We start from the raw sequence: 17,384 nt of genomic DNA on the forward strand, positions 1-17,384 counted from the left end.
AACTATTTTTTAGATAATAACGTTATCATAACACTATAATTCTGAAGGACTGACTATTACAAACGAAAATAAATTCAACATTGGACACACCAACAACGTTCCTTCAAAATTCAGTGCTTATGACCATTCTTTACCCAAAAGTCCGGCATTACTATACATTATAATATGTGAGAAGTCGGCAGATACAACAAAGCCTCCTTCTTTTTTGTTTTACTAAAAAAGAAGGAGATTATTTATGACAATAAAAAAAGTAGAAAGTATCATAGCACCTCCAGCACCGCACATGGTCGGAGACGGATTCAGAGTACATAACTTCATACCTCATCTGGAAGAATTAAGTAGAGAACGTATGAATCCTTTTATCCTACTCGACTATAATGCAAAAATGGAATTTTCACCACGAAAAGAGCCAAGAGGAGTCGGAGTTCATCCACATCGTGGGTTTGAAACCGTCACGATCGTATATAAAGGTAAGGTTGCCCACCATGACAGCAGAGGAAACAGCGGTGTGATCGGTCCGGGCGATATCCAGTGGATGACAGCAGCATCTGGTGTTCTTCACAAAGAATACCATGAAGAACAATTCAGCCAGAAAGGAGGAGAATTTCATGTCGTACAACTATGGATCAATCTCCCGGCTAAAGATAAAAAGGCTGATCCCAAATACCAGTCTATCGTCAACAGCCAGATACCGAAAGTTGAATTACCCGACAATGCCGGGCTGGTCGAAGTCATTGCCGGAAGCTATCAGGAAACAAATGGAATAGCATCCACTTTTACTCCCATGCATTTACTTAATGTAAAACTGAATAAGGGTGGAAATGCCGATTTTTCGTTTCCGGCAAATTACAATACAGCAATACTGGTTATTGAAGGTTCTGTCAAAATCAATAATAACGAACTGGTTCCAACCGACTATTTTGCCTTATTTGAAAATAAAGGAGAAAGTTTCAACCTCCAGGCTGTAAACAAAGCGACCATCCTAGTCCTGAGCGGAGAACCTATCAAAGAAGCCATTGCCGCTTACGGTCCGTTTGTCATGAATAATGTGGCAGAATTGAAACAAGCCTATATCGACCTGGCAGCCGGTAAGTTCGGTAAACTGGAAGATTAAGCCATTATAACCCAACATAAAAGCATTGTCAGTTTTGAAACCATAAATATCATATTTATAAGTTTCAGGAACAGACAATGCTTTACTTTTGCCCCCCTGTTACAGTTATAACCTAAAGAAAAACTATATGAGCATGAACAGAATCATATTAAATGAAACTTCTTACTTTGGCCCGGGGGCAAGAGCTATTATTCCCGAAGAAGTTAAAAGAAGGAATCTGAAGAAAGCATTTATCGTTACAGACAATGATCTTGTAAAATTTGGGGTTGTAAAATTAATTACCGACGTATTGGATCAGGCAGCTATTCCCTACTCCATTTTCCCGGAAGTTAAACAAAACCCGACAGTAACTAATGTAAAGAGCGGAGTTAAAGCTTATGCCGCTTCCGGTGCCGATTTCATTATTGCCATAGGCGGAGGTTCTCCCACAGATACAGCAAAGGCAATAGGTATTATCACCAATAATCCGGAATTCGCAGACGTCGTTTCTTTGGAAGGTGTAGCCAACACAAAAAACAAATCCGTACCCGTTATTGCATTGCCAACAACAGCCGGAACAGCAGCAGAAGTCACTATCAACTATGTCATTACAGACGAAGAGAATGTCAAAAAGATGGTCTGTGTAGATCCTAACGATATTCCTGTTCTAGCTATTGTCGATGCAGAACTAATGAGTTCCATGCCTAAATCATTAACCGCAGCAACCGGAATGGATGCCCTTACCCATGCGATCGAGGGATATATTACAAAAGGAGCCTGGGAAATGTCGGACATGTTTGAATTAAAAGCCATTGAAATGATAGCCCGTTACCTGCCAGCCGTCGTAGAAAACGGTCATGATCTGGAAGCACGGAACGGTATGGCCGTTGCCCAGTATATAGCAGGTATGGGATTCAGCAATGTCGGATTAGGCGCCGTACATGGAATGGCTCATCCGCTGGGAGCATTCTATAATATACCTCACGGGGTTGCCAACGCACTTTTGTTGCCTTACGTTATGGAATATAATATGCCGTCTTCCATAGAGAAATACAAAAAAATAGCTGAGGCAATGGGATGCAACGTACAAGGGATGAATGACAACGAGGCAGCTGTTGCAGCCGTAAAAGCAGTCAAAGAATTATCCCTCAAAATCGGTATTCCTCAAAAACTAAGCGAAATAGGCGTCAAAGAAGAAGACCTGGAGCAATTGGCACAATCTGCTTATGCAGACGTTTGTACACCTGGTAACCCCAGAGATATCACCGTTGAAGATCTTTTAACCCTATATCGGAAAGCTTATATCTAACAGAATAGAAAAAATAATAAATTACTGTTTCAATTTAGTTTAGTATGAACAAACGCCCGGCAGCATTGTTTGAACAAGACAAACGAGCATTATACTAAACTAAATTTTACAGTTATGGCAAAAGAAAGTGTTAAGATTCTACAGCAGAAACTAGACGTAGAAAGTTTATTATCACAGCTTAACGCTGCATTATCAGAAGAATGGTTAGCATACTATCAATATTGGGTAGGCGCTTTGGTTGCAGAAGGTGCTATGCGTGCAAACGTACAGGCTGAATTTGAAAAACACGCCATCTCAGAATTTGGTCACGCAAAACTGTTGGCTGACCGTATCATCGAACTGGAAGGCGTTCCTGTTCTCGATCCGAAACAATGGTTTGAACTGGCAAGATGTAAATATGACGTACCAAATGATTTTGACGTTGTCAGCCTGCTGAACCAAAACATCGCTTCTGAACGTTGCGCTATCGTCAGATATCAGCAAATCGCCGAATTCACAGACGGTAAGGACTTTACTACCTGCGAAATCGCCAAACATATCCTGGGTATGGAAGAAGATCATGAACAGGATTTGCAAGACTACTTGACAGATATTGCCAGAATGAAAAGTTCTTTCTTAAAGTAATACCTGGTCCGGTATAAATTACTGAAAAATAAACCCGCTCCTTTCAATAGAAAGCTGTGGGTTTATTTTTTATTGTGCCATCTGCTTCAATGCAGGCATGTTACATACTTTTACCACTTTCCTGTCTATAGAGATGATTCCCTCCTGCTCCATCTCTGCCAGCGCCCGTGCCAATGACGGCCGGGTAACACCGAACGAATCGGCTATCTCCTGCTGTGTTTCTGTTAAATGAATCACAGTCGACAATGCATCCGGTAACTTACGCAACAAATAATCCGCAATCTTATTCTTTATGTTCTTCAGGGACAGGAACATGATCTTATCGCTCAGGAAATGGCTTCTTCCGGATATCAACATCAGGAAGTTCTGAAGAAGTTGCCTGTTCTGTTGCATCCAAACGGTAAAATCATCCCGATGAATAAATAAGATCTCCGACGATTCCATAGCAATAATGTTTACCGGCAGATTATTTTTCGGAGCATATAAAAATGCAGGGGCTAATAATTGAGCGGCTTCCAACTCCTCAATAACAACGAGTTTACCTGCATCATTCACCATTTGCCCTTGTAAAAGTCCGTTCAAAACGATCATCAGATGATTACAGGGCGTTCCCTGTAAAGCAACGACATCTTTTGTCCGGTAAGTAACAACCCGGTAAGCCGCCGTTTCCAACAAAGCGGAAATCTCAGATTCCGGGATATCCCGGAATAGGATGGATTTAGAAAGAATAGCTATCATATTCAATTATATATACAGGCAAATATAACAAAAGATATGGAGGAAAGCTTCTTTTTCTGCAAGGGAAAGTTGTTGCCGACAGTGTCGGCAAAATAATCGACAGCGTCGGCAAAGCTTTCGACAGTGTCGACAATATTGTTAACACTGTCGGCAACAACTTTCATCGGCAACTAAACAAAGTTACATAAGGTCCCATACTGCTTTCATTCCTATCCTGCTAAAAGTTTTACCGTGTCTATCTAAAAAATATCCACGTTTGTAACATTTGGTACAATATAAGAAACCTTACCACCTTACTTTTGTTTCCAGAATAATATAAACCAATAAATTATAGAATAGTATGGATGCAAAAATGTTTTGTTTTCAGTGTCAGGAAGCCGCAAAAGGTACAGGTTGTACAATCAAAGGTGTCTGTGGAAAAGATAATGAAACAGCCAACCGGATGGACCTGCTTTTATTTGTTACTAAAGGTGTTTCCGTTGTAGCTACTCTATTACGGAACGCCGGAGTTGAAATTCCCTCACATATCGACCACTTCGTTGTCGATGCCCTTTTCTCTACAATCACGAATGCGAACTTTGACATAGAAAGTATTACTAAACGAATTGTCGAAGGTATCACTTTAAGAGACCGGTTAAAGGAAGAAGCCCGCAAACAGGCAATCGAACTTCCGGTCATCGACGAACTGGTATGGATAGGCGATGAAAGCAGTTTTGAAGGGAAAGCACTGACCGTCGGTGTTTTACGCGAAGCTAACCCGGACATCCGTTCGTTGAAAGAACTAACCATCTACGGATTGAAAGGCATGGCAGCTTATGTGGAACATGCCGGAAACCTGGGATTCGAGGATAAAGACCTGCACCGATTTATCCAATATGCCCTGGCGGAAATTTTAAGAAAAGACCTTTCCGCAGAGCAATTAACAGCATTGGTTCTGAAAACCGGAAGTTATGGTGTGAAGGCCATGGCTTTATTAGACAAGGCAAACACCAGCAGTTACGGTAACCCGGAAATCACACAGGTGAACATCGGTGTCCGCAATAATCCGGCAATCCTTATCAGCGGTCATGATCTGAAGGATATGGAAGAACTGCTTGCACAGACAGAAGGAACCGGAGTCGATGTTTATACACATAGTGAAATGTTACCGGCCAATTATTATCCGGCTTTCAAGAAGTACAAACATTTTGTCGGCAACTACGGAAATGCCTGGTGGCAGCAACGGGAAGAGTTCGAGAGCTTTAACGGACCGATCCTGTTCACAACAAACTGTATCGTACCGCCGCTGGAAGGAGCTTCCTACAAAGACCGTGTCTATACAACCAACTCGACCGGTTTCCCGGGATGGAAACATATACCTTCCAGAGAAGATGGTAAAACAAAAGACTTTTCAGAGATCATAGCACATGCCAAACGTTGTGCAGCACCGAAAGAGATCGAACATGGACAGATCACCGGAGGTTTTGCCCATAACCAGGTAATGGCTTTGGCTGATAAAGTGATCGATGCCGTTAAAAGCGGTGCAATCCGTAAGTTCGTGGTGATGGCCGGATGCGACGGACGTATGAAGAGCCGTAACTATTATACGGAATTCGCCAGCGAATTACCCTCCGACTGTGTGATCCTGACTGCCGGTTGTGCCAAATACCGTTACAACAAATTGCCATTGGGAGATATAGGAGGTATTCCCCGCGTATTGGATGCCGGACAATGTAACGACAGTTATTCACTTGCCGTTATAGCCATGAAGCTGCAGGAGGCTTTCGGACTGGAAGATATCAACCAGCTACCGATCGTCTATAATATCGCCTGGTACGAACAAAAGGCGGTGATCGTCCTGCTCGCCCTGCTGAGTCTTGGAGTCAAAAACATTCACTTGGGTCCGACGCTTCCGGCTTTCCTTTCTCCCAACGTGGCAAAGGTTCTGGTTGAGAACTTCGGTATCGGGACGATCAGCACTGTAGACGAGGATATTGAAAAACTGATTCTTGCCTGATATTTTAACGAAACTTTGTATATTCGCAACCAAATCCGGATAAGAATGGTTATATCATAAAAAAGGCGAATATATATGGGGAAGTTTTTACAAGAATTTAAGCAGTTCGCCATGCGCGGCAACGTCGTTGACATGGCTGTCGGTATCATCATCGGTGGTGCTTTCGGAAAGATCGTATCTTCTGTCGTTGGAGATATTATTATGCCAGCAGTAGGGTTACTGGTGGGTGGTGTGAACTTTACGGATTTGAAAATCGTATTGAAGCACGCGGTAATGGAAGGTGACAAAGTAATCACTCCTGCCGTATCCATCAATTACGGGAACTTTTTACAGGTGACATTGGACTTTATCATCATTGCGTTTGCAATCTTTCTGATGATAAAAGGGATGAATGCCCTCAACAAGAAGAAGGCAGAGGAAACTCCCGCCGCCCCTCCCGCTCCACCGGCTGATGTTCAGTTGCTGACTGAAATACGTGACTTACTGAAAGAAAAGAAATAAGCAAAAGCCTTACGAATAAGGTTTCCACAAAGATAGGGAAGCGTGTCAAAACAGAGGTCTACCTCTTTTGACACGCTTTTATTTTCTATGCACCGACAGGTTCCGGTACATCCGGTTTCGGGAACAGGCGAGAGCTTAATGCTTGCAGCGCCCGAGCTTTATCGGCAGACTTCATAACCAGCGAGACGTTACTGCTACTTCCTCCGTAAGAGATCATCCGCACAGGGATATCTTTTAACGCATCTATGATACGGGCTTCAAAGCCGACATTCTGCCATTCAAGATCTCCGACAACACATACGATCACCATATCCCTTTCCACATAGATCGTTGCATACTTTTCCAGGTTTGTAACTATTTCCTGCAAATGTTCGGGATTATCTATGGTCACAGAGACACCGATATCCGATGTCGTCACCATATCGACAGCCGTTTTATAAAGAGCAAACGTTTCAAAAACCACATTCAGGAACTTATGAGGTGGTAAAATATTCAACGACTTCATCTTAATGAACACGATATTATCTTTCGCCGCTACCGCCTTGATCCTTCCCTTCTCTGCCGTATTGGAGATCAGTGTTCCGGGAACCTCCGGCTGCAAAGAGCTTAGCAGGCGGACGGGGATATTGTTATCCTTTGCCGGGCGGATACAGAAAGGATGGAGTATTTTCGCGCCAAAATATGCGAGCTTCGCTGCCTCTTCAAAATTCAATTGGCGGACAGGTGCCGTGTGATCCACTACGCGGGGATCGTTGTTATGCATACCGTCAATATCCGTCCATATCTGTATTTCTTCAGCATGGATGGCAGCTCCGATCAGGGAAGCGGAATAGTCACTTCCCCCACGTTGCAGATTGTCCGTCTCTCCGTATGCATTCCGGCAAATGAAACCCTGTGTGATGAAGATTCCGGTACCGGGGAAGCGAGAAAGCTGGTTATTGAGATGCTCTGAGATATATGCCATATCCGGTTCTCCATCAGCATTGATCCGCATAAAATCGAGAGCCGGAAGCAAAGCGGATTTTATTCCCTGCTCCTGCAAGTATAAGTGCATCATTCCGGTCGAGATCAATTCACCCTGTGCCAGGACCACTTTCTCATCAAATATGGTAAAAGGTGTATCGGCGAACGCCCAGATTACGTTGAAGCGCTCCATGACCAGTTCCAGCGCCTTTTCCTTATAGGTGACAGAAGAATATAAATCCTCGATATGTCCGGCATAGGTCTGTTCCAGACGGGTGATGATCTTATTTGCTTCATCAGCCTCCTTACGGTAGAAACAGCGGGTGATGTCGACCAGCGAATTGGTCGTTCCGGACATAGCTGATAAGACGACAATTTTAGGTTCTCCATTACGGATTATAGATACGACGTTCTTCATCCGTTGGGCTGAGCCAACAGATGTACCGCCAAATTTCAATACTTTCATGATTGTTTACTGTGTTATCTAAATTACTATCAGACTTCAAATTTTATAATGAACGTACTCCCTTTACCGACTTCGCTTTCCACACGGATCGTACCGCCATGCGCTTCAACAAAGTCTTTGCTGATCGCCAGTCCGAGGCCGCTACCCTGCACTTTGGTTCCGGGGACACGGAAGTAACGGTCGAAGATGCTTTGATGGTAACGAGGATCGATGCCTTTACCGAAATCGCGGACGAATATCTCCAGGGATTTGCCCTCCTGACGGGCTCCAATGATGATACGACCGTTCTCCGGCGTGTAATGGATAGCGTTCGACAATAGGTTGGTCAATACCCAGGCAATCTTTTCGCTATCGACAAATAGCTTGGAGATCTTCTCCGGATACTCGACTTCGATATGGCAGCCGAACCGCTCCGCTTGCACACGGTTTGCCTTGATCGCGTAGTCGATCAGTTCGATCGGCTTGGTGATCTTCGGGTTCAACTGTAGTTTACCGGTTTCCACCTGCGTCATTTTAAGCAGTTCGCCGGTTATTTCCAGAAGGCGGTCGCTGCTTTCCTTGATACTTTCAGCCAACGCCTTTTGCTCGTCGTTCATATTGCCGACACGGTTATCTTCCAGGAGCTTGAGGCTCATCATAATGGCAGAGATAGGTGTTTTCAGCTCATGGGAGATGGTCGAGATGAAGGTTGTCTTTGCTGAATCGAGCTCCTTGAACTCTGTGATATTCTTCAGAAGAATTACGTCGCCGACATACTGGCTGCCGTTTTTCTGGTCGTCCGTTACATGAATAGGGATATACTGGACTTTGAAATAACTTTCTTTATTATCGGCATAAATCTTGAGCGGTTCTTCCTTTTCGTTCGGCTGAACCAATTCACGGACGAGGCGGCGCAACAGATCGTTCTTTAAAGCAAGTTCGGCGGCGGACTTACCGATCACATTTTCACGTTTCAGATTGAGGATGGTCAATGCCACGTCGTTGGCAAAAAGAATGATACGGTTACCGTCCAGGCCGATGATCGGTTCGGTAATGCTGTTTACGATGGCTTCGATGTATTTCTTGCCCTGGATAATATCGGAAAGCGTACTTTTACGGTATTCGGTCAGACGCTCCGCCATCCGGTTGAACGATTGGGCGACTTCGGTAAATTCCTCATATTTTCCCAGGTCGAGACGCTTCTCATAATTATGGTTGGCAATTTCCATGATACCGTCTGTCAGCTTACGAATCGGAGTATTGATGGATCGCGGGAGACGTATCAGGAAAGCAAAGGCAATCAGAATACAGGTGATACCGATGATACAGATCCATAGCAACGCTTCATGCGCGGTATGTTCCGCTACCTGGCTTTTTCGGTAGATAGAAGCCATGTTCAGGCTCATCACCTCGTTCAGGGCGATGCGGACACGTTGGATGGAAGCATCGTTCATGTCTTTCTTCATCGATTCATATTGTGTGACCAGATGAGTGGTCGCTGCATTCTCGTCCACCTCTGTTATATTCTCCTTTTGCAGGCCCAGGTTCTTTTCAAATTCATTCCGTGCCACCGGGTCGGTCTTGATGCGTTCGAGTGCATCCAACATACGGCGAGAATACAGCAATGTGTTGTAATTATCCGCAAGGATATTCTGCGTATCTGCCGACATACGGTAGATATTCTTTACCGACAGACCGCCCAACAGAACGATCATTGCAAACAGCAGACCTATTCCGTAGGTGAGCTTCGTTTTAATCTTTAAACTAATGGACTGTAACATGTTATGCCAATATTATCAGGTCAATATTCATTTGTGACAAGCTATTCAGCAATTTCCGGTACTGGAAACAAGCACGAAGGACGGAAGTGAGCGTAAAAACAGGCTTTCCGATACAGACGGTCGTGATCTGCTTTTCGCGGCATACCGCGATAATGCTGTCGGGGATACTTTTCGACTGGACCTGCATCACCTCGCCTCCCAACTCTGCCGCCAGTTTGAAATGGTTGGACAGATAACGCTGGTTTGCCAGCGGAATGCGCTCGATACTTTCGCGCGGCGTTTGCACGTAAAGGACAAAGAACTTCGTGTTGTAGCGGGTAGCCAGCCGCGCCGCCTTGCGGATCACTTTCCTCGGCGTCTTTTCATTACTGCTGATGCAGGCCAGGAACTTCTCGTGGCGGACACCGGTATTGACCGGGACAGCGCTCTCCACCTTCTTCTCGACACGGAGGGCAACCTCCTTCAAGGCCAGTTCGCGTAGCTGGAGAATGTTTTCGGATTTAAAGAAGTTATTCAGTGCCGTCGGAATCTTTTCCGGCTTGTATATCTTGCCCGCTTTCAAGCGTTTCACCAGTTCATCGGCTGTCAGGTCGATATTCACGACCTCATCCGCCTGCTCCAGGACACTGTCGGGGATGCGTTCTTTGATCTCGATGCCGGTGATATCCTGCACATCTTCGTTCAGACCTTCCAGATGCTGGATATTTACTGCCGTAATCACGCTGATACCTGCTTCTAAAATATCCGTCACATCCTGCCAACGCTTTTCGTTCTTGCTTCCATCGATATTGGTATGTGCCAGTTCGTCCACGATCACGACCTCCGGATGGATATTCAGGATTGCCTGCAAATCCATCTCCTCCACTTCCTTCCCCTTGTAAAACGACCGGCGGCGCGGTATCAAAGGTAAACCTTCTACCAACGCCTCCGTTTCAGTCCTGCCGTGGGTTTCCACATAGCCGACCTGCACGTCTATTCCGCTGCGAAGCAATTCGTGCGCCTCCTGCAGCATGCGGTATGTCTTGCCTACACCGGCGATCATACCGATGTAGATCTTGAAATTGCCGCGACGGGACTTTTTCAGCAAATCTAAAAAGTGTTGTACGCTTTGTTCTCTGTCCATGAGTTGCCTGTTTCAGATTACCACGGTCTTAACGATATTCCAAACACTAAATGAGCGTCTTCCATACGAGGATTCCAAATAGCCTGCGCAAATATAGGCAAAGAGAATGAATCGCTGAACTTTATTGCCGTACTTCCTTTGAGCGCGACGTTGGTAACAGCAAATCCGTCATTGGTCTTCGTGCCGGTATATACGCCGTAAGAGGTATAGGGAAGGAAACCGCAGGTCAGATTCAAATCGACCATTTTTACAGAGAAAGGATAGTTCAATTCGACATAAGATGAATAATTTTGATTGCCGTCGGCATCCTTATCCTGTCCGGCGAACATAGTGTACCAGGCGATCGAGAGGGGAAGTTTCTCAACCGGGAGTGTATAGGCTACGCCCGCTTCAAAATGATGTGCCGTTTCATGGCTTTTGAAGTTGAAGTACTTGTTCGCACCTTGACCTGCCCACCAGAGGTCGGCGATGGAGAGGGTCAGACCGGAGTTTCCAAAGGTATAGGCGGCGGTGAGGTCGATCTCTTTATTGGCGGCACCCTCCGAGGATTTGTAACCGTCGAAATCGGTCGATCCCCATGCCGTCAGGGAGAAGCCTCCGGCGCTGAATGCCAGTGTCGGTTGGAAACTTGCTCCCGTTTGGTAGAAGCCTCTCCAGATATAGGAACTCACGAGGTCACCCTGGACAGTGAAGTTTACGGGGCTTTCGTTTTCCTCCGCTTTCAAGGCAGTAAAGGAAGATAAAGAGAAGATCAGGGAGGCTAATGTGATACTTTTAACGATAGATTTCATATTCTTATATATTCAAGTTGTTATTGTCATCTGTTTTATTCCGGTTATTTATTCATTGCCGCTTTCTCCAAAGCGACATTCAGTTTCAGGACATTGACCTTTTCGGGACCGAACAAACCTAACAGGGGTCCTTCCGTATTAGCACTCACCAGGGCCATCACTTTTTCAGGAGAGAGGCCGCGTGCTGCCGCTACCCGTTGTACCTGCACGTATGCGGCTTTCGGAGAGATATCGGGATCGAGTCCGGAACCGCTGGCGGTGACCATCTCGGCAGGGACTTCCCCACGTTTCAGATAAGGATGGTGCACCAGGAAAGTGTCGATGCGGGATTCTACTTCGGCAAGGTATTCTTCGTTGGAAGGGCCTTTGTTACTGCCGCCGGAAGAGGAAGCATCATAGCCGTCGCCCGCACAGGAGGGACGCCCCCAGAAGTAAATGTCCTGCGTGAAGGTCTGGCCGACGTTTGCGGCACCCACGATCTTTCCGTTCAATTCGACAACATCTGCATTTCCTTTGTTTGGACCAGCGACCTGTGCAAAAATCCACAGGATGAAGATGTAGCACACACTGAATAAAATACAGAATGCTACGGTCAGTTTAAATGATTTAAAAAGAGTCGATATCATATTATTCGTTATTTTAAAATTATTACTGCATTACATAAAAAGACTGACTACCATATCGATCAGCTTGATGCCTACGAAGGGAGCGACTATACCTCCCACCCCATATATCAACAGGTTGCGACGAAGCAAAGCAGAAGCACCGATCGGCTTGTAAGCGACCCCGCGCAAAGCCAGCGGTATCAGGATAGGGATGATGATCGCGTTGAAAATAACCGCGCTCAGGATGGCACTCTCCGGACTATGCAGATGCATAATGTTCAGTGCAGCCAACTGCGGGATCGCTACCATGAACAAAGCCGGTACGATCGCAAAATACTTGGCGACATCGTTTGCGATACTGAATGTAGTCAACGTACCGCGTGTCATCAGCAACTGCTTACCGATTTCCACGATCTCGATCAGCTTTGTTGGGTCATTATCAAGATCCACCATGTTGCCAGCCTCCTTCGCTGCCTGCGTACCACTGTTCATCGCAACGCCGACATTCGCCTGTGCCAGTGCGGGAGCGTCATTCGTACCGTCACCCATCATGGCGACCAGTTTTCCGGCTTCCTGCTCCTTCTTGATGTAGTTCATCTTATCTTCCGGCTTTGCTTCGGCGATATAATCGTCCACACCTGCCTTTTCCGCAATATATTTAGCTGTCAAAGGGTTATCACCCGTTACCATAACCGTTTTTACCCCCATCTTGCGCAGGCGTTCAAAACGTTCCTGGATACCCGGCTTGATGATATCCTGCAATTCGATCACACCGATAATGAAATCATCCTGCGAAACGACCAGCGGCGTACCTCCGTTACCCGATATCTTCTCCACCAGCTCGGCTACTTCCTGCGGATACTTGTTTCCTGCCGCCTCACTCATCTTACGGATAGCATCGAAAGCACCTTTACGGATACGCGTACCATCTTTCAGGTCGACACCCGAACATTTTGTCTCCGCCGTAAATTTGATCATGCGTGAACCCGAAGTACTCAGGTCGCGGATGCGGACACCCTTTTCGCGTCCCAACTCTACAATCGATTTACCTTCCGGAGTTTCGTCGGACAAGGACGCCAGCAGGCAAGCCTGCACAAATGAATGTTCGTCGATCCATGTCACCGGATAAAACTGCGTAGCCTTCCGGTTACCAATCGTGATCGTTCCCGTCTTGTCGAGCAGCAAGGTATCGATATCGCCTGCCGTCTCCACAGCCTTACCCGACTTGGTGATCACATTTGCACGCAACGCCCGGTCCATACCAGCGATACCGATCGCTGAAAGCAGTCCCCCGATCGTAGTCGGTATCAGACAAACGAACAAAGAGATGAAGGCTGCGATCGTGATCTGTGTATTCGAATAATCCGCCATCGGTTTCAAGGTGCCGCAAACCACTACAAACACCAGTGTAAAACCTGCCAACAGGATCGTCAATGCAATCTCATTCGGTGTTTTCTTGCGGGATGCACCCTCGACAAGGGCAATCATCTTATCCAGGAAGCTCTCTCCCGGCTGCGTGGTCACTCTCACCCGTATCTGGTCGGACAAAACTTTCGTACCGCCTGTTACCGAACTTTTATCGCCGCCCGCTTCCCGGATCACCGGAGCGGACTCGCCTGTAATGGCACTCTCGTCGATGGATGCCAGCCCTTCGATGATCTCACCGTCGGACGGGATCGTATCGCCTGCCTCGCAGATAAAGATATCGCCTTTCTTCAGTTGCGAACTGCTTACCGTCGTAATGCTTTCATTCGCACCAACCAGCTTAGCTGGTGTTTCCTCACGGGTCTTCCGTAAACTGTCTGCCTGCGCTTTGCCACGGGCTTCGGCGATGGCTTCGGCGAAGTTGGCAAAGAGCAAGGTTACAAACAGCACAATGAATACCAATATGTTATATCCGAACGAACCTTGTGTATGATCGCCTGTCACAGCGGCCCAAAGGGTAACAAGAAGCATTACGAACGTCACGATCTCTACGATGAACATGATCGGATTCCGGAACATCGTACGCGGGTCAAGCTTCACGAACGATTGTTTAAAACTTTCTATAACAAGCTCCTTAGGAAATAAGGAAGCAGCTTTTTTATCTTTCATATTATTTATTCTTTTCGTATATCGATATGAATATTACACCTATCAATTGTTATCTGTAAATCGAGAAATACTCCGCAATCGGTCCCAGCGTCAGTGCAGGGAAGAAAGACAAAGCGGCTACGATAAAGATCACACTGAATGTCATCACGGCAAATGTCGCCGTATCCGTCTTTAATGTCCCTGCACTTTCCGGTATATATTTCTTCTGAGCCAGCAGTCCTGCAATGGCAACCTGCCCCACGATCGGAAGATAACGGCTGATGATCAGAGCCAGACCGGTCGTAAAGTTCCAGAAGTAAGTATTATCGCCCAGTCCTTCAAAACCGGAACCGTTATTCGCTGAAGACGACGTATATTCGTAAAGCATCTCACTGAAACCGTGGAACCCCGGATTGTTCAGCCAACCACCTTCCGCCTCCACAAAAGCCGGGTTATATACCCAATAGTAGCAAGCCACCGCCGTACCGATTAATATCACGAACGGATGTGCCAGCGCCACGATCGTTGCTATCTTCATTTCGCGCGCCTCTACTTTTTTACCCAGGAATTCCGGCGTACGCCCTACCATTAAACCGCTGATAAAGACGGCAATGATCAGGAATGCGTAATAATTCATGAATCCTACGCCCACGCCGCCAAACCAGGTATTGATCTGCATGTTCAGCATCTCCATCATTCCCGACAGAGGCATCGTGCTGTCGTGCATACCGTTCACCGACCCGTTGGAGGTCACCGTCGTCGTACAACTCCACAGTGCAGTGGCTGCCGCTCCGAGCCGCGTCTCTTTTCCTTCCATCGCTCCCGCACGCTGGTCGATTCCCATCTCCGAGATCATCGGGTTTCCCTTCGTCTCATAGTGCGTATTAATCGCAACGCTCGCCAGATAGGCAAACAACATCACTCCGAAGATCGAATAAGCCAGTTTCTTCCGTTTCAGGTAGAATCCCAATGCAAAGACCATCGCCATCGGCAAGACAAGGATTGCCCAGCATTCGACCATATTGGTCAGATATGTCGGATTTTCCAGCGGATGCGATGAATTGACTCCGAAGTAACCGCCTCCGTTCGTCCCCAACTGTTTGATCGGGATGATAGCGGCAGCCGGACCCTGCGAAACCATTTGTTCGGTACCTTCCAGTGTCGTCAACTTCATCTTTCCGTCAAATCCCATCGGCGTACCTTCCACGATCAGGATACAGCCAACGATCAGGGCAAGCGGTAATAGGATACGGGTACAGCTTTTCATCAACAGGTTCCAGAAGTTACCGATCGTCTGTGTCGTTTTCGATGCCATCGCCTTGAAGACACCCGCCAGCGCAGCCATACCGGTTGCCGCCGTAATAAACTGGAACAGCATAATCACGAACAACTGTGTAAAATAGGTCAATCCGCTCTCACCGCTGTAATGCTGCAAGTTACAGTTCACCATGAAGCTGATGCAGGTGTTGAACGACAGATGCGACGACTGTCCTGCGTTGCCATCGGGGTTCAGCGGTAGATACTGCTGGAAATACAAGAGCAGGACTCCCCAGAAAAACCAGAAGAGATTGATTGTCAGAAGTGCTTTCAGGAAACTTTTCCAACTCATCTCCACATTCGGGTCGATGCCGCACAGCCTGAAAATAAAACGTTCCACCGGAGCCATGAAGTCCAGCCAGGTCTTCTCTCCTTTATATACTTTTGCGATGTACATTCCCAGCGGATACGCCAGGACGATCATCAATACTATTTGCGTGATGCTACCTACTAATTCCGTATTCATCTTTTCATCCTCATTATTTGTTTAAAACTTTTCGGGCTTCACCAATACATACATCAGATACCCGAAGATCACGAGACAGAGTATAAACAATGCGATAAACATATCTTCTCTCCTTTCTTTAAATCTTTTCGAACCAATCTACACACTTGAAAAAGAACCAATAGCAGAGACTCCCTACTCCGCATACAAAAATCAATGATACAATCTCATTTTCTAACATACCTTTGTTATTTAATCGTTAATACTAATCGTTTCGCCCTACTATATGCCAAAGGCGTGCCAGAAAAGGAAGACACACACATGAGGATTTGATACATAAACACTTATCCTAAAAACAAAGATTAGGAGACGAGAATACAACCCTACCATTTTGAAAGGGTCAGCCTACCAAAACGGAAAAACATATTAAAACGGAAAGATGAAAACAGCGTCGGGGAAGTAAAAAAACTCTTTACAAAAAAATGGTGTACCAGATAAGTTTGCTTAAGGATGATGAGTAGAAAATAATATGTTAAGTGCGTATAGCATATTTTCTGACTCGCAAACCATCTGATACACCTAGTCTAGTATTAATGTTCCGTGTCATCACGACAGGGAATTTCCATAAAACCTCACGGTTTCGTCCTACTTATAACTAATTTACCCGCAAAGCAGGCAAAAAAGCTCTAAACCCTAAAACTAATATATATCCCTATCTCCGACTGAACTTTAGTGCTATCATTCATATATTCAATTATCTATACAATCGGATAATACGGTTTATCTTCGTTTTATTTTTATTCTATCTCAGGCCGGTCGAATAATCCTGTCGATTACAAGCAAATTAATACAATTACTAAAAAAGCCGTATTTTCCTTCAAAGTCCTCAAAAATCGTCTTTGAGTGACTCTTTGTATTAAATTGCCAAAGCCGAACAATTTTCAGAAAAACTTTTCAGCAGGATTTCTCTTTCGACAAACCGGATCTTTATTCAATACTAATTCAAACCAACTGATATGATATAAAAAACAGAAATTCTTTATATTTATTGATTATCAAATGATAAATGAATAACCGGAGGATGATCGTATTGCTGTTGTTCCATACTATTCTAATATTAGTTATGACCCGATAAGGGAGTTTGTTTGTTTATTGTATTTAATAGTTAATGATTAAATGACTAGAAAAAACGAACGTTTTATCTAGTCATTTTTTAAGACCTCTTTACATATTGTGTTTTTGTTGCCTAGCTTTTTTGAAGTTGTGGAAATTCAATGCTTCTGTATTTTTTTTCTTTGAAATTGTTTTTTTAATTAAGATAAAATCATACATTTGCAAATGAATGAAAAAAACGTTCGTTTATTTTAGTCATTCATATTTAACACTTTTATTGACTATTTTTCAAGTTCTACAAACACTATAAGCAACACACATTTAACAGTATTATTCTCCACGAAAAGCATTTATTTAATAAATATTATTTTACAATAAGTATCTCCATTGTCAAAATCCTATCAAGCATGTTTTAATTTATCTCCGACCGGACGAACAATGAGTATAGAACCCAGATCGATAATATC

Annotated in this window: 14 protein-coding genes; 5 read left to right on the forward strand and 9 right to left on the reverse strand. The window is 45.1% G+C overall.

All coding sequences use genetic code 11. The annotated features are described in order from the left end of the window. The first annotated feature begins 235 nt into the window (after positions 1-235). From DWX23_RS23725 to DWX23_RS23735, 3 genes are all read left to right on the forward strand, one after another. Positions 236-1,114 carry a pirin family protein gene (locus DWX23_RS23725; RefSeq protein WP_122357307.1) on the forward strand — a complete coding sequence of 293 codons (879 nt, stop codon included), beginning with the start codon at positions 236-238 and terminating at the stop codon, positions 1,112-1,114. Between the two features lie 127 nt (positions 1,115-1,241). Next, positions 1,242-2,402 (forward strand): lactaldehyde reductase, encoded by a 1,161-nt coding sequence (gene fucO / locus DWX23_RS23730; RefSeq protein WP_122376326.1) that lies wholly within the window; start codon positions 1,242-1,244, stop codon positions 2,400-2,402. A 114-nt stretch (positions 2,403-2,516) separates the two neighbouring features. Continuing rightward, positions 2,517-3,026, forward strand: a complete 510-nt coding sequence (locus DWX23_RS23735; protein WP_122376327.1) for a ferritin-like domain-containing protein — start codon at positions 2,517-2,519, stop codon at positions 3,024-3,026. A gap of 69 nt (positions 3,027-3,095) precedes the next feature. Here the strand turns inward: DWX23_RS23735 and DWX23_RS23740 are convergent, their stop codons facing one another. Further along, positions 3,096-3,764 carry a Crp/Fnr family transcriptional regulator gene (locus tag DWX23_RS23740; RefSeq protein ID WP_122357304.1) on the reverse strand — a complete coding sequence of 223 codons (669 nt, stop codon included), beginning with the start codon at positions 3,762-3,764 and terminating at the stop codon, positions 3,096-3,098. 340 nt (positions 3,765-4,104) lie between these two features. On the opposite strand from DWX23_RS23740, the gene hcp reads away from it, so the two are divergent. Both hcp and mscL read left to right on the forward strand, forming a co-directional pair. Continuing rightward, positions 4,105-5,760, forward strand: a complete 1,656-nt coding sequence (gene hcp, locus DWX23_RS23745; RefSeq protein ID WP_122376328.1) for a hydroxylamine reductase — start codon at positions 4,105-4,107, stop codon at positions 5,758-5,760. Positions 5,761-5,835: 75 nt separating this feature from the next. Beyond that, positions 5,836-6,261 (forward strand): large-conductance mechanosensitive channel protein MscL, encoded by a 426-nt coding sequence (mscL, locus tag DWX23_RS23750; RefSeq protein WP_122357302.1) that lies wholly within the window; start codon positions 5,836-5,838, stop codon positions 6,259-6,261. A gap of 85 nt (positions 6,262-6,346) precedes the next feature. Here mscL and DWX23_RS23755 read toward each other — a convergent pair whose 3' ends face one another. Genes DWX23_RS23755 through DWX23_RS25340 form a run of 8 tightly spaced genes read right to left on the reverse strand, consistent with a single transcriptional unit; the run spans position 6,347 to position 15,927 of the window. After that, positions 6,347-7,690 carry an aspartate kinase gene (locus tag DWX23_RS23755; protein WP_122376329.1) on the reverse strand — a complete coding sequence of 448 codons (1,344 nt, stop codon included), beginning with the start codon at positions 7,688-7,690 and terminating at the stop codon, positions 6,347-6,349. Positions 7,691-7,719: 29 nt separating this feature from the next. Then, positions 7,720-9,438 (reverse strand): ATP-binding protein, encoded by a 1,719-nt coding sequence (locus DWX23_RS23760; protein WP_199673379.1) that lies wholly within the window; start codon positions 9,436-9,438, stop codon positions 7,720-7,722. A 13-nt stretch (positions 9,439-9,451) separates the two neighbouring features. Next, the gene (locus DWX23_RS23765; protein ID WP_122376330.1) at positions 9,452-10,573 is read right to left on the reverse strand and encodes a sensor protein KdpD; all 1,122 of its coding nucleotides are present in this window, start codon (positions 10,571-10,573) and stop codon (positions 9,452-9,454) included. Positions 10,574-10,590: 17 nt separating this feature from the next. After that, entirely contained in the window at positions 10,591-11,364 is a 774-nt protein-coding gene (locus DWX23_RS23770) for a TorF family putative porin (RefSeq protein WP_122376331.1), read from the reverse strand. Positions 11,365-11,408: 44 nt separating this feature from the next. Continuing rightward, positions 11,409-11,990, reverse strand: coding sequence for a K(+)-transporting ATPase subunit C (locus tag DWX23_RS23775; protein WP_122357297.1), 582 nt, complete (start codon positions 11,988-11,990; stop codon positions 11,409-11,411). 30 nt (positions 11,991-12,020) lie between these two features. Next, positions 12,021-14,063 (reverse strand): potassium-transporting ATPase subunit KdpB, encoded by a 2,043-nt coding sequence (gene kdpB, locus DWX23_RS23780; RefSeq protein ID WP_122376332.1) that lies wholly within the window; start codon positions 14,061-14,063, stop codon positions 12,021-12,023. 49 nt (positions 14,064-14,112) lie between these two features. After that, positions 14,113-15,825: a potassium-transporting ATPase subunit KdpA gene (gene kdpA / locus DWX23_RS23785; protein WP_122357295.1), complete on the reverse strand. Its 1,713-nt coding sequence runs from the start codon at positions 15,823-15,825 to the stop codon at positions 14,113-14,115. 21 nt (positions 15,826-15,846) lie between these two features. Beyond that, a complete protein-coding gene (locus tag DWX23_RS25340; protein ID WP_122357294.1) occupies positions 15,847-15,927 on the reverse strand; it encodes a potassium-transporting ATPase subunit F in 81 nt (26 codons plus the stop codon). Between the last annotated feature and the right edge of the window lie 1,457 nt (positions 15,928-17,384).

It is taken from the genome of Parabacteroides sp. AF18-52 (assembly GCF_003479145.1).
GTDB classification, from domain to species: Bacteria; Bacteroidota; Bacteroidia; order Bacteroidales; family Tannerellaceae; genus Parabacteroides; species Parabacteroides faecis.

Bases quoted from the DNA above. Each gene is read 5' to 3' on its own strand.
- kdpB (WP_122376332.1), bottom strand. From the start codon at position 14,063: ATGAAAGATAAAAAAGCTGCTTCCTTATTTCCTAAGGAGCTTGTTATA.
- mscL (WP_122357302.1), top strand. From the start codon at position 5,836: ATGGGGAAGTTTTTACAAGAATTTAAGCAGTTCGCCATGCGCGGCAAC.
- fucO (WP_122376326.1), top strand. From the start codon at position 1,242: ATGAGCATGAACAGAATCATATTAAATGAAACTTCTTACTTTGGCCCG.
- DWX23_RS23765 (WP_122376330.1), bottom strand. From the start codon at position 10,573: ATGGACAGAGAACAAAGCGTACAACACTTTTTAGATTTGCTGAAAAAG.
- DWX23_RS23725 (WP_122357307.1), top strand. From the start codon at position 236: ATGACAATAAAAAAAGTAGAAAGTATCATAGCACCTCCAGCACCGCAC.
- DWX23_RS23770 (WP_122376331.1), bottom strand. From the start codon at position 11,364: ATGAAATCTATCGTTAAAAGTATCACATTAGCCTCCCTGATCTTCTCT.
- DWX23_RS23775 (WP_122357297.1), bottom strand. From the start codon at position 11,990: ATGATATCGACTCTTTTTAAATCATTTAAACTGACCGTAGCATTCTGT.
- DWX23_RS25340 (WP_122357294.1), bottom strand. From the start codon at position 15,927: ATGTTTATCGCATTGTTTATACTCTGTCTCGTGATCTTCGGGTATCTG.
- DWX23_RS23740 (WP_122357304.1), bottom strand. From the start codon at position 3,764: ATGATAGCTATTCTTTCTAAATCCATCCTATTCCGGGATATCCCGGAA.
- DWX23_RS23755 (WP_122376329.1), bottom strand. From the start codon at position 7,690: ATGAAAGTATTGAAATTTGGCGGTACATCTGTTGGCTCAGCCCAACGG.
- hcp (WP_122376328.1), top strand. From the start codon at position 4,105: ATGGATGCAAAAATGTTTTGTTTTCAGTGTCAGGAAGCCGCAAAAGGT.
- DWX23_RS23735 (WP_122376327.1), top strand. From the start codon at position 2,517: ATGGCAAAAGAAAGTGTTAAGATTCTACAGCAGAAACTAGACGTAGAA.
- kdpA (WP_122357295.1), bottom strand. From the start codon at position 15,825: ATGAATACGGAATTAGTAGGTAGCATCACGCAAATAGTATTGATGATC.